This window comes from Microcystis sp. M049S2 (genome assembly GCF_020245625.1).
Lineage (GTDB): Bacteria > Cyanobacteriota > Cyanobacteriia > Cyanobacteriales > Microcystaceae > Microcystis > Microcystis ichthyoblabe_A.
This window is the reverse complement of the sequence record NZ_JADBUN010000165.1, coordinates 1-12,517: the sequence shown is the minus strand read 5'-3', so window position 1 is coordinate 12,517 and position 12,517 is coordinate 1. Positions and strand designations below refer to the sequence as shown.

Genomic DNA, 12,517 nt, shown 5'->3' with positions numbered 1-12,517 from the left:
CTGATAACTGATAACTGATAACTGATAACTGATAACTGATAACTGATAACTGATAACTGATAACTGATAACTGATAACTGATAACTGATAACTGATAACTGATAACTGATAACTGATAGAGGAATTTTATCAAATGAAAGCACTGGAAAAACTTGTGACGGAACGATTATATTTAGTCCCCTTAAAGCTTGAACTTCTGAAAGCGGCAATCATAAGTATCGATGAATTGGCAACAATTGTGGGGGTAAAAGTTGCTGCTGACTGGGCTGAACAAGAGTTGATTCAAGCTTTCCCTGATATTGCGAATATTTTGCTGCAATTCCCCTTACAAAATGAGTGGGGGTGGGGGAGTTTAATTATTCATCAAACAGAAAATACTCTTATTGGTCATGTGATGATCAAAATTATTCCTGATGTCACAGGTTTACCCACAGATGCTGTAGAAATTGGCTATCAAGTAGCACCGTTATATCGACGACAAGGCTACGCATCTGAGGCGACAAAAGCAATGATGGACTGGACACTTTCCCAACCTGGTATGCAAACAGTGACTGCTGGCTGCGCTCCCGATAATATAGCCTCAAAGCGAGTTTTAGAAAAAATCGGCATGGATCTGATAGAAACACGAGAGAAAGTCTTGGTCTGGAAATTAAGTAGATCGAAAAGTTTTTCTTAACCCTTATCAGGTATTTCAAAAATTTAAAAGTGGTGCGTTACGGCGGTTGTCAAGATTATTATCGCCTAACGCATCCTACAAGCTGATATATAATGGTTTTAAAAGTCAGGTTAAGAACATCTCAATTAGGCTTGACATATGACTGAAATCCCGACCAACCAATCCAACTTAGTGATTTTAGGAGTCTCATCAATGACGGAAACTACTGAAACGGCCATTCCCAATGATTTTCTGGGAATTAATCCCGCAGAAATCAACAAAAAACTTGTCTCCTGGGGAATTTCTCTGGATGAAGTTGTTCAAAAACTTGCTTCTCTGGGACTCCCCGGCATTATTTTCATTATTGCCGTTGCCGCATCCAGCGCTACTGCCTATCCTATGATTTACGCACTTTTTGGGTTAGGCGGTCCCCTGGGACTAATTGGTGGACTTGGGGTCTTAGGCCTCTCTACCATTATTGGTGACATTGTGACGGGTTATGGCATTGAGGCACTGCTGAAAACAGTCTATCTCAAGCGTCGTGAAACAGAAACTCAAGAATATCTGATTAATGAGGTGGAAGGTTTACCAATTTCTCAAGTTCTAAAACTTAACCTAAAAAAGGCTATTGAAGTAGAAATTGCTGCCGAAGAACCCGTTGCTCCCAAAGAAGTCGAAATTGCTGAAGAGTAGTTTTGAGTTGACTAAGCACTTTCTCCCTCCTCTACCCTGCTGCCTCCACTGGCAAATTGACTTGTTTAGCAAACTCTAAATAGAACAAAAAACCGCTATAAATCTTACTCCTGCTTGACTTATGGCGGTGGTTGTTTTCTGTCTGAATTACTGAAAACAATCTTTAAATTAATTAACTATCTTCCCAGTCAGAAGGCCATTTCCAAGTCCAAACGGGAGCGGGTTCAGAATCGGGGGGGGAATCAGGAGTCGGAGCCTCGTCTTGGTCCGCAGATAAAAAACGAGCAAAGAAGGGGATTGCTTTACTTTGTTCGGTATTGGGATAATTCATGGTCGTTCCTAGTTTTGAGTAGCAGCTTTTTCAATATAGCTGCGATTACCCTGTGATAGTAACATATATTGCCGTCTTACTCAAGTCAAATCCTCACCTTACCCGCACTCCCATCGGTGACACTTATAGCGGTATTCAGAGTCATCAGGTACGCCAGTTTTCTTCCCTGTTCTCCGCTCCCCATTCCTAATTGAAAAGCGATAACTTCTGTCCCTCACCAGATAGGATAATTGCGATAAGATACTCTGACTCTGTATTAGTTGGTTTATGAGTTGACGAGGATTTCAGCGATCGCCTGGGAGATGGGAAAATAAGGAGGATAAAGTTCTAGCCAGAAAAACTCACCAACGGGATTAATTTCTAAAAAGATATAACGTTCATCTGGTGTGACAATCATATCAATTGCGCCATAATTAAGACCGAAATATTTCACTAATTCTAGTAGTTGCTTTTCAATAGTTTTCGGTAAATCGTAGGGTTGCCATTGTTGATGGAGCGCTCTTCCCTCTTTTCGCCAATCGTAGATAGCACCGTCTAATTGTTGGGAATTAATCGCCGCCGTAAATATTTGTTCACCGACGATAGTGATGCGTAATTCCAAAGCTTTAGGAATGTTTTCCTGAAAAGTCATTGGACAAAATTGCAAACCTTCCAAATTATCTAGGTCTTCCTTAGTAACAGGACTGGTAAAAACAACCATTTCCTCTTGCTTGTCTCCATAAATAGCAAATTGAGAAAGCATTTTAGTCACAATTCCTGTCGCTTCAAACTCCTGAGCAAATTGCTTGACAGCTTCAGGATTATTAGAAGTTAAAGTCCCCGGAATTAATAAACCTAATTGTCGCGCCACTTGTAACTGCAATTGTTTATGATTGGCATGATCTACCTTAGCAATTGGGTCAAGATGAAAGCCAGATAAACTAGCAATCATTCCTCGAATACTTAACCGACATTCCTTAAGAGAAGCTTCGCGAAATTGACTATCCATCCCATCGGGTAATTTTAGTCCGTATCTCATGCGTCGATACCAAACAGAAGAAACTTCTTTTAGCTCTAATTTTTGTTCTCCATCGGTAATAATTCCGCCTTTTTGACCGCCTGAGTAAAGATCAACTTTCACCTCTGTAGGGAAGCGATCAGTATCAAAACGGAAGGCTTTTTTACCCATCGTTTCTATGGCTTTGATTACCAGAGGAATACTTTCATTATCGTGGCTAAAAGTAACAATTAAAACGGTCATAAATCTCCTGAAAAACTTAGGATTAACAATTTTTTGAGCGCCAGCTTTGCCGATCAACCGAAGACTAAAAAATCAGCGATCGCATTAGAAATAGGTAAATCTAAATCCCGTTCTAACATTCCCCACTCACCACAGGGATTAACTTCTAAAAAAACGTATTCTCCCCCAGGAGTTAAGATAAAATCAAACGCCCCAAAATTCAACCCTAAATTAGCCATAAAAATCTGAAGTTGCTGCAATAGTGAATCGGGTAAAGTATGATGTTGCCAAGCACCTGGATCAATACCCGGTCTTCGCCAATCTACGGCAGAATTATTATACTGAGAAGATTCTAAAGCTCCCACAAATGTCTGTCCATTAACCACGACAACTCTCAATTCTAATTGTTTAGGAATTTCCGCTTGAAAAACCATAGGACAATAGCGTAAAGATTCCGCTTCCTCAAGGTCTTCTGCTTTCACCCTACTGGTATAAAGAAAAAATTCCGGCGACTCCATACTTCGGGCGATCGCAGTTAACAATTTACTCACCATTCGTCCCTGAACCTGGGAAAAAAACTCCCGGGCAGCATCAGGATTATTGGTAACTAAGGTAGGGGGAATAATTAAGCCAACTTCTGAGGCCAAACGAAGTTGTAATAACTTATTTTTAGCCCTCTCAATTTGCGCTAAATTATCTAACCAACGCGCTGACCTTAAACTATCCCAAAAACCTGCCAAAGTCGTCTGGGATTCTCGCACACAAGCCTCCCGAAACTGAGGTTCTAAATCCCCTGTTAGTTCAGGCTGCCAAATACGTCTTGTCCAAACAGACTGCACCTGTTGACTATCAATAGATTGATGGTTATAGGTTAATTGATAAAAACTTTTTTTACCATTAAATTGGGCTGTTAGTTGAACCTCTAAGGGAAATTTATCGGTATCTAAGCGAAAAGGTGTGGCTCCTTTTTTTTCTATCGCCTCAGCCACGCGGTCAATCGTGAAAAAATCGCCGCTATGGGTCAACAATAAAACAACTTTAGGCGATTCTTTCATATCAGTTGCAAGTCCTTACATTTTAACCCATCTTAAGGCTTTTTGGTCGGTCTTTATTGATCCTAATCTCAAGAAAATGCTGCAAAAAGTCTTGCTTTTGCTTGACTTATTGCAGTATTGGTTTTTTCCTGAGTAATTACTAAATTTAGTTGACAGCACTTCTCAGTATCTCAACGTGCAGTTTTTTTGGCTGCAAGCCTTGCTTAGTGGCTCCTTTAGCTTTTTGTCTGTACGGTGTAATCAAGAAAAGTGCTGCAATTACTCATGTAACCTGAGTTTAAAACTCTTCCCAGTCAGAAGGGTATTTCAAGGTGACCCCGTAGGTAGGCTCAGGGGAAGGAGACTTGATGGAAGATTCCTCTTTGCTTACGGACAAGAAACGAGCAAAGAAAGGAAGTGCTTTACCTTGTTGATCGTTGGGATATGCCATTGTTATTCCTCTGGTAATTTTGAGTGAACAAGTTTAATCACTCAGATAAAAACAACCACCTGTACTTACCCCTGAAAGCTTTGCTGTGCATGGCTCTCAGAATCGGGATTGTGCAAATAATTTGCCTTTGTTTGGGTGATGGAAAACATCATAAGCACTAATCTGGCCAATGTCAAGCACTTAAGAAAAATTTAAGAAAAATTTCCGCTAAATCCGACATTCAGCACATCTTCATATACTTTTATATATTTTTACATTCCCCAAGATTTTTTAACGAAAAACCTTGATTGTAGAAACTACTATTGAGAACATTTTCAATAATTGATTTTTTCTGAGAAAAAAATTGACAATTCTTCACCTTGATCAAAATCCATCATTGTAGTTATAATTCTTACTGGCAAGGGTTTGGAAGGAATATATTAGTAAAAATCATCAATTGAATGTTAAGAAGTGCGGAAAGTGGGATTTAATACTCCACACTTAAAACTCAAATCTGATAACTGATCACTGATAACTGATCACTGATCACTGATAACTGTACAACTACTTAGTACAAACGCTTACGGGGTCGATAATTAGCCACGGATTCCACTAAACCCAAGGCAATAAAATTGGTTAATAAAGATGAACGTCCATAACTTAACCAGGGTAAAGGAATCCCTGTAATCGGGGCTAATCCCACGGTCATGCTAATATTAAGAATTGCCTGAAAAGCGATCATCGAGAGAACACCGATCGCTATTAAAGAACCGAAGTTTTCTTTAGCAGTATTAGCAATGACTAACAAACGCCAACAAACTAACCAGAAAGCTATTAAAACTAGAATACTGCCGACAAAACCGAATTCTTCCCCGACTACCGAGAAGATAAAATCGGTGTGTTGTTCGGGAATAAAATTTAATTGGGTTTGGGTGCCTTGGTGTAATCCCCGTCCCAATAATTCTCCGGATCCGATGGCAATGCGGGATTGAATTAATTGATAACCTCCCCCCAAAGGATTCTTTTCTGGGTGAAGAAATAGGGTTAAACGATCTTTTTGATATTCTTTTAATAAACCCCAAAAAACCTCGCCTAATTTACCCACTGCCAGATTAGTTGCCACCACGATGAAAGTAGATAAAAAACGGTAGGGAAGGGTAAACCAAGCAAGTACAGCGATGATAATTGCTAAAACAATCCAAGCAGGAAAAAGTAAATTAAACAGAAAAACCGATGCGATGGGAGATAACAGGATAATCATCCAAGGCAGTTTCGCATTAGCCCAGTAAATCATGCCTAGGGTAATTGCCCCAAAGACTAATCCTGTCCCCAGGTCCGGCTGCGCCATAATTAACACCCAGGGGATGGCAGTGACGACAAAGACACGAGCGATCGCAAAAAGATTATCGGCGGGACGATGATGTAGGAGGGCTGCTAGGGTGATAATTAAACCCACCTTGGCAAATTCCGACGGTTGCACGTTAAAACTGCCGATATTAATCCAACTTTGCGCCCCATTCGCCGTCACCCCTAGGACAATTACCGCGATTAGGGAGAGATTGGTGAGAAGATAGGTTAACCAGTGCCATTTCAGCAGACTTTCGTAACGACAACGGGCCAGAAATAAAGCGATCGCCACTCCCACGCATCCGAATAACCAGTGTTGCCACCAGTCGAGAGCAGTGGTATGTCTTTCGGCACTACGAATCATTAAACCACCGAAAACGGTTAAACCCGTCACCAAAACGAACAAAAGCCGATCCATTTGGGCTAGATCCCGCAAAATGAAGCTAAACCGCTCACTAAAACCCCTTAGTTTCCTACTAATAAGGGACTGTCTTCTCACCATTTCTCTCCCCAAATTTACTAACTAACTAGGGTTTACTCAATAAATCTAAAAACATTGTTCGATAAGACTTTTAGACCTTTTTGAAATCCAAAAGCACCGGACATTGGAGTGATTGGGGGGAAAATTTAGGGACTTTTTCCCTGAAAATGGGTAAAATCCTACACCCTACACCCTACACCCTACACCCCACACCCTGCCCCCACCGAAAAACTTTTTGCCGCAAACCCTAACTATAGGCTGCCACGGATACTTTCGCCGCCACCTGACGAGCGATCGCTATCAGGGCTTTAGCTGAGGCCGATTCTGGTTGCCCCAAGACTACCGGTACACCAGTATCACCGCCCTCCCGGAGGGATATTTCTAGAGGCACACATCCCAGTAAAGGAATGCCCAATTCTTGCGAGGTTTTTTCCCCACCACCGGACCCAAATAGATCATAGGAGCGATCGGGCTGATCGGGAGGGATAAAATAACTCATATTTTCCACGATACCCAAAACCCGCGCCCCTAGCTGTTGGAACATTTTTAAACCCCGGCGCGCATCAATTAAAGAAACCGTCTGGGGAGTGGTGACAATCACCGCACCCGCTAGGGGGACTGATTGAATTAAAGTTAATTGTGCATCCCCGGTACCGGGAGGCATATCGACGATTAAATAGTCTAAATCGCCCCAATTGACTTGATAGAGAAACTGACGGATAATGCCGTTTAACATCGGACCGCGCCAGATTACCGGTTGATCGGGGTTGATCAAAAAGCCCATGGAAACCATTTTGATGCCATGGTTGAAAGCGGGTTCCAATATCTCGCCATTTGCGCCCTGTACGGTCACTTGTGCGTCATTTAAGCCCAACATTGTCGGGGCGTTGGGGCCGTAGATGTCCGCGTCTAATAGCCCCACTTTTGCCCCTAAATGAGCCAAGGCGACGGCGATATTGACAGCCACGGTACTTTTCCCCACACCGCCCTTACCACTGGAAACGGCGATAATATTTTTAACCCCCTCCACACCTTGGCGATCGGGTAAAGCTTTTTGTTGCGGGGTTTCGGCAGTTACCTCCACGGCGACACTTTCCACCCCGGGCAGCTGTTTAACGGCTTTTTGGCAGTCTTCCACGATAAATTCGCGCAAAGGACAGGCGGGAGTGGTCAAAACTAGGGTAAAGCTAACTTTTCCGCCATCGATCGCCACATTGCGGATCATGTTCAATTCCACTAGGCTTTTTTGCAGTTCTGGATCTTGAACGGGACGTAATACTTCTAAAATCGATGCGGTATCAAGGGGCATGGTTTCAGTGTCTCTAATCAAGTATTGTTCTTATAGTTATTTATCTTAACCTTGTGGGGGTTGGGTGTTGGGGTGTTAGGGTGTTAGGGTTTTAGGGTGTTAGGGTTTTAGGGTGTTAGGGTTTTAGTTGAAATTCCCCCATTCTCCCATATCTCTATATCTCTAGATTACGGTAATAGGATCGCCGACTTTAATTGTACCCGTCTTTTCGGGGATGACATTTTCTCCGAACATGATGCCCCCGGGGAAACTGCGAAAAGTGCTTAAGGTTTTTAAAGGTTCTTGCTGGGGATTTCTCCTACCTGTTTCTTGATCCGTGGTGGTGATAATACAGCGACTACAGGGTTTAACCAGAGCATAATTTATCTCACCAATTTTGATCTTTTGCCAACTACTTTCGCCAAAAGCTTGATCGCTACTAATAACAATATTAGGACGAAAACGATTCATCGGCACTGGTGCCACTAAACGCCGATTTAAGTCCTCTAAAGAAGCAGTATTAGTTAATAAAATTGGATAACCATCGGCAAAGCTGACGGGAGTATGATCGTTCCCCGCATAGCGAGGATTCGCAGGACGTGGATAATCGGGAGATTGTCGCACTAAACGACAGGGAATGTCGAGAATTTTCTCAAACCATTCGGCGATTTCATCTCCTTGATCTATGGCTATGGTGTGAGATTCCCAGATTTGAACCGCTCTTTTTTCTCCTGTGAAATTAGGACAAAAAGTTAGGGAATCTTGAGATGTTTTCAGAGAAAAGTTATCTCCTGTCATCCTGATAGAAACGGTGGCTAATTGCGGATATTCCCTTTGGGTGATAAATTTACCCTTAGCATCCACTAACATCATTTCCCGATCCCAGAGTAAACCTTTAGGAGTCACTTCAGCTTGGGATAATTGAATACCTCGACAGGATTTAATCGGGTAGATATAGAGATCAATAACCTGCATTTTCTTTCAGTAGTTCTACATATTTTTTGGCCACATCTTTCCAAGTCCAGAGATTAACTCTATTGGGGATATCTTCGGGTAACAAGCGAGGAATTGGATTGAGGATAAATTGTTCTAAACAATTGGCTAAACTTTCCGCATCTCCCCTAGGATAGAATTGCACTCTTTCGGGACAATTATATAATTCTACCTGTTCTTGAAACACTTCTAAATCCGAGGCGATAACGGGAATACCTTGTAAAATTGCTTCCGCTATTGCTAATCCAAAACCTTCGTATTTTGAGGGAAATACCACACAGGAACAGGTTTGATAATAAAACTGCAATGTTTCATAGTCTTGATAACCTAATCCTTTGATATGACTCTCGAAAATTTCTTGATTTTCCCGATAAAGTCGGGTACATTCTTTGAGATAATCTTGGTATTCTTGGGTTTTGGACTGTTGAGACAATTGCAGATTTCCACTAACTAGATTATCGGTTTCTTTGCCGATAAAAACTATTTGAAATTTTAAACCTTTTTTAGCTAGTTTAATTGCTGCCTTGAGTAAAGTCAGATGATCTTTGTAGATACCAAAAGAGGAGGGAAAATAAAAAGTAACTAGCTCACTTTTGACTAGATCACTCTTGGGATGAGACTGCTCGACAAATCCTGCTAAGGGTACAGCTTTTAATTTACTAGCATAGGTAGCATTGGGGAAAACTTTTAAAACATCGTCTTTAGTTTTTTGAGAAATTGTGAAGAGTAGATCGGCCTTATCTAACCATTCTTTTAAGACTTCATTGTAGGGTTCTTGATAGGATTCTGAGTAAGTTAAGGGAGCAAATTGCCAAAAGACATCATAAATAATGCCACTTAAAGTAACGTTGACATTAGGGGGAGAAATCCGATTAGTCATCCCATACAAACAGTGATCAGCTTGGTAACGCTTGATAATCTGATTAATTCTTGCTTCGATGCGTAAAAGTTCAATTCTACGAGAGAAAAGACGATGAATCGAAGTCAGTCTTAGGGTTTTGTAAAAATTCGCTAGAAGACCATAAAAATAGATTAATTTTGTCTCAAAACTCTGGGGATAAAAATCAAAATTTTCGTAGATAAGTTGATTAGAATCGGGCATTAAAGACTTAAAATATTCAATTTCCTTACGAGGGAGGACGATAATAATTTGTTCGACGTATTCTAATAAGCTAGGTATTAAAGAGATAATGACTCTTTCTACTCCTCCTTTGCGATAAAACACGATCGGGATGACAATTTTCATAGATTTTCTGGCAGATAGATGGCAATAAAAAGATTGATTTTTGACTTGAACCCATTATATGATAGGCTCGAATTGTTCTACTGAGTCGAGAAATCGAGTTAAATTCGAGAAACTAAGACTCTATCACCCATCGCCCCTATTTTCCCTCGATCTTGGAGAAAAAGAGTGTCACAAGCTACTCCATCCCTACAATCTAATCTCAAACAATGGCTAAGGTCCAGCGCACCTTCCCTATTTCAAATTAAACAGCGTTTGAGCGCCCGTCGTTGGCCGAAAAAATCGATCGTTATTTACACAGAAAAATATCGTCCCATGCTTCCGGCGGAAATTTGGCAACGGGGGGCCAGTGGTACCCAGGCATCGGTGGCTTTTTTAGCCCAAGAATGGACGAAACGCGGCTATAAAGTGACGATTTTTGGCAATTGTGAGGGTATGGAGGAGGAACAGGACGGTATTCGCTATGTTAATTATTACCGCATGAATTGGCAGGATCACTTTGAGACACTGGTGATCTCTCGTCATCCCACCTATTGCCGTCCGGGTACCAAGGCAGAACGAATTTTTTTTGATTGGCAAGATATTAAAGTGCCGGCAGCCTCCTATACCCCAGAAATTTTGGCTAGATATGACAAAATTTTCTGTAAAAGCCAATATCAACGGGATTTACTGGATTTCTGTCCCGATCATCAATGTGCGATCGTTCCTAATGGTATCGATACTTCCCTTTTGGCGGTAAGCGAGACAGTGCCGGAAAGTGAGTATCTTCCCTATCGTCTAGTCTATGCCTCTCGTTATTATCGCGGCCTAGAGTCGATGTTAAAGCATGGCTGGCCGATTATCAACGCGGCAATTCCCGCAGCCGAGTTACATCTCTACTATGGTTTTACTAAACGGGATGAAATTAGCGATCGCAGGGAATGGCGGGATAATTTAATCGCTTTGATTAAAGCTAGTCCGGGGGTAGTTGATCGCGGAATGATCGGTTATCGTCAACTAATCGAGGAAAAAGCTCGCTCTGCTATTCATTACTACGGTTGCACCTATCGTGAGATCGATTGTATTTCTGTGCGCGAGTCGGCAGTGGTGGGTTGTCTGCCAGTGGTGACGGATTTTGCTGTTTTTCGAGAAAAAGACTACTGTGTGAAAGTACCGGGGGAAGTAACCGATCCGGCTACTCAGGAAGCTATAGCCTGGAAAATTGTCGAATTACTGAAAAATCCCCAGCTTTTAGCCCAAGAGCGCGAAAGATGTCGTCAAATTGCCCTAAATGACACCTGGGAGCGATCGGCTGCCGCTTGGTTAGATGTGATTGAAAAGGAGTCTCCGAGCCAGTAGATTGTTTACTTAGGGTTTGCTGAAAAAGTTTTTCCTGGGGGCAGGGTGTAGGGTGTAGGGTGTAGGGTGTAGGGTTTTACTGATTTTGAGGGGGTCAATTACCCAATTTTCAGGGAAAAAGTACCTGAATTTTCCCCCCGATCACTCCCATATCTGGTACTTTTTGGAAACCAAAAAGTCTAAAAGTCTTATCGAACAATGTTTTTAGATTTATTCAGCAAACCTTACTTAGACTAGAAAAGTGACCTTTTCGCTTAATAAGTGCCTAAATTAGGGATTTTAAGGGGAAGTACGCCCTTGAAATCTCACTTATGCGGGATAAGCTAAGACGCATTTAAAGCACTTATTCTTAAGATTAGCCGAATCTCCCCCAATCCCTTTACTGTTGCCTCTTGCCTCTTGCCTCTTGCCTCGTCTCAACAAGCAATTTAAATGCTTAACAGCTTATCTATGAGCATTTCTTCTAAAACCCTGGCTACCCTTAGGATTAACTCTTCGCGATCAGGAGCGGCGATGATTTGCAAACCTAAAGGTAGCCTGGATGAACGTTTAATCGGCAACGAAAGGGCAGGTAAACCGATAAAAGAAAAAGGTTGGGTGAATCTGCCTAAATTAGGTCTTTAATAGCTCTTGCCCGTCAATAATCATTTTTTCTACTCCTAACGGTGGTGCAGTACAGGGAATCGTCGGGGTGAGGATAATATCGACTTCGGTGAAGATCTCTCGCAGACGATCGCGATACCAACGGCGAAAACGTTGAGCCTGTAAATACCAGCTAGAGGGAATTAATGCCCCTGCCAAGAAGCGATCCCGGGTTGCGGGGTCAAAATCCTCTAATCTGGTCTGTAAACGCGGTAAATGCCAATTTGCTCCTTCTGCAGCGGTAATTATATAGGCGGCTGCCCTGGCGCGGGCGGTTTCGGGAATGGTGATTTTTTTAGTCACTCCTAAACGTTCGGCGATCGCTATCACCGACTCGATTACTTCTGGTTCGGCTCCCTGCTGAAAATAATCATCGGCAAGGGCTATTTTTACGCCCTCTAAGCCCTTTAAAAGGGCTTTAAGGTTATTTTTGGCAAAAAGACCCCAAATAGCCGCCATATCCGCCACATTGTCGCTAAAAAATCCCAGATGATCCAAACTACTAACGAACAAAAATAGGCCCTGACGGGATACGCGCCCAAAGGTGGGTTTTAGCCCCACCACGCCACAGCAAGCGGCGGGAACCCTCACGGAACCATTAGTGTCGGAACCGAGGGCGAGAGGCACTAAATTAGCGGCAACGGCGGCGGCGGAACCGCCGGAGGATCCCCCCGAGACGCGACTAGCCTGCATTATTCATGAAGACTTTGGAAAATCCTCGAAAGCCTTGGCAAGAAGTTCATCTAGCGATCTGGCTGAAAAACAGTCTGTTTTTTGAGATGTCCTCACAATCAGGTTTTTGCCAGTTGGTGAATAATGCAGG

General features: G+C 42.3%; 11 protein-coding genes and 1 pseudogene. 3 read left to right on the top strand and 9 right to left on the bottom strand.

All coding sequences use genetic code 11. The features are described from left to right. Positions 1–133: 133 nt before the first annotated feature. Together IM496_RS14565 and IM496_RS14560 are read left to right on the top strand one after the other, a co-directional pair. Entirely contained in the window at positions 134–676 is a 543-nt protein-coding gene (locus IM496_RS14565; protein ID WP_104395984.1) for a GNAT family N-acetyltransferase, read from the top strand. Positions 677–868: 192 nt separating this feature from the next. Then, positions 869–1,348, top strand: coding sequence for a hypothetical protein (locus IM496_RS14560; RefSeq protein WP_104396281.1), 480 nt, complete (start codon positions 869–871; stop codon positions 1,346–1,348). Between the two features lie 172 nt (positions 1,349–1,520). On the opposite strand, the gene IM496_RS14555 is transcribed toward IM496_RS14560, so the two are convergent. From IM496_RS14555 to IM496_RS14520, 8 genes are all read right to left on the bottom strand, one after another. Then, on the bottom strand, positions 1,521–1,679 hold the full coding sequence (locus tag IM496_RS14555; protein ID WP_004158188.1) for a microviridin/marinostatin family tricyclic proteinase inhibitor: 159 nt from the start codon (positions 1,677–1,679) through the stop codon (positions 1,521–1,523). A gap of 265 nt (positions 1,680–1,944) precedes the next feature. Next, on the bottom strand, positions 1,945–2,919 hold the full coding sequence (locus IM496_RS14550) for an MvdD family ATP-grasp ribosomal peptide maturase (protein ID WP_061430270.1): 975 nt from the start codon (positions 2,917–2,919) through the stop codon (positions 1,945–1,947). Positions 2,920–2,972: 53 nt separating this feature from the next. After that, positions 2,973–3,953, bottom strand: coding sequence for an MvdC family ATP-grasp ribosomal peptide maturase (locus tag IM496_RS14545; protein WP_287662347.1), 981 nt, complete (start codon positions 3,951–3,953; stop codon positions 2,973–2,975). A 277-nt stretch (positions 3,954–4,230) separates the two neighbouring features. Next, positions 4,231–4,383, bottom strand: coding sequence for a microviridin/marinostatin family tricyclic proteinase inhibitor (locus IM496_RS14540; RefSeq protein WP_194014842.1), 153 nt, complete (start codon positions 4,381–4,383; stop codon positions 4,231–4,233). A gap of 547 nt (positions 4,384–4,930) precedes the next feature. Further along, entirely contained in the window at positions 4,931–6,211 is a 1,281-nt protein-coding gene (rodA, locus tag IM496_RS14535) for a rod shape-determining protein RodA (protein ID WP_287662345.1), read from the bottom strand. 226 nt (positions 6,212–6,437) lie between these two features. Continuing rightward, positions 6,438–7,499 carry an Mrp/NBP35 family ATP-binding protein gene (locus IM496_RS14530; protein WP_002796707.1) on the bottom strand — a complete coding sequence of 354 codons (1,062 nt, stop codon included), beginning with the start codon at positions 7,497–7,499 and terminating at the stop codon, positions 6,438–6,440. A 162-nt stretch (positions 7,500–7,661) separates the two neighbouring features. Next, on the bottom strand, positions 7,662–8,453 hold the full coding sequence (locus IM496_RS14525) for an MOSC domain-containing protein (protein ID WP_287662343.1): 792 nt from the start codon (positions 8,451–8,453) through the stop codon (positions 7,662–7,664). Beyond that, positions 8,440–9,717, bottom strand: a complete 1,278-nt coding sequence (locus IM496_RS14520; protein WP_194014849.1) for a glycosyltransferase — start codon at positions 9,715–9,717, stop codon at positions 8,440–8,442. The genes IM496_RS14525 and IM496_RS14520 overlap by 14 nt, the downstream gene beginning before the upstream one ends. A gap of 165 nt (positions 9,718–9,882) precedes the next feature. On the opposite strand from IM496_RS14520, the gene IM496_RS14515 reads away from it, so the two are divergent. After that, a complete protein-coding gene (locus tag IM496_RS14515) occupies positions 9,883–11,052 on the top strand; it encodes a glycosyltransferase family protein (RefSeq protein ID WP_287662339.1) in 1,170 nt (389 codons plus the stop codon). A 428-nt stretch (positions 11,053–11,480) separates the two neighbouring features. Here IM496_RS14515 and IM496_RS14510 read toward each other — a convergent pair. Further along, positions 11,481–12,378 (bottom strand): annotated as a pseudogene (locus IM496_RS14510) (amidase family protein); the annotation flags it as partial. Positions 12,379–12,517 lie beyond the last annotated feature (139 nt).

What these genes read in the sequence shown, in the direction of transcription:
- IM496_RS14565 (WP_104395984.1), top strand. Translation starts at nt 134, where the DNA reads ATGAAAGCACTGGAAAAACTTGTGACGGAACGATTATATTTAGTCCCC.
- IM496_RS14560 (WP_104396281.1), top strand. Translation starts at nt 869, where the DNA reads ATGACGGAAACTACTGAAACGGCCATTCCCAATGATTTTCTGGGAATT.
- IM496_RS14555 (WP_004158188.1), bottom strand. Translation starts at nt 1,679, where the DNA reads ATGAATTATCCCAATACCGAACAAAGTAAAGCAATCCCCTTCTTTGCT.
- IM496_RS14550 (WP_061430270.1), bottom strand. Translation starts at nt 2,919, where the DNA reads ATGACCGTTTTAATTGTTACTTTTAGCCACGATAATGAAAGTATTCCT.
- IM496_RS14545 (WP_287662347.1), bottom strand. Translation starts at nt 3,953, where the DNA reads ATGAAAGAATCGCCTAAAGTTGTTTTATTGTTGACCCATAGCGGCGAT.
- IM496_RS14540 (WP_194014842.1), bottom strand. Translation starts at nt 4,383, where the DNA reads ATGGCATATCCCAACGATCAACAAGGTAAAGCACTTCCTTTCTTTGCT.
- rodA (WP_287662345.1), bottom strand. Translation starts at nt 6,211, where the DNA reads ATGGTGAGAAGACAGTCCCTTATTAGTAGGAAACTAAGGGGTTTTAGT.
- IM496_RS14530 (WP_002796707.1), bottom strand. Translation starts at nt 7,499, where the DNA reads ATGCCCCTTGATACCGCATCGATTTTAGAAGTATTACGTCCCGTTCAA.
- IM496_RS14525 (WP_287662343.1), bottom strand. Translation starts at nt 8,453, where the DNA reads ATGCAGGTTATTGATCTCTATATCTACCCGATTAAATCCTGTCGAGGT.
- IM496_RS14520 (WP_194014849.1), bottom strand. Translation starts at nt 9,717, where the DNA reads ATGAAAATTGTCATCCCGATCGTGTTTTATCGCAAAGGAGGAGTAGAA.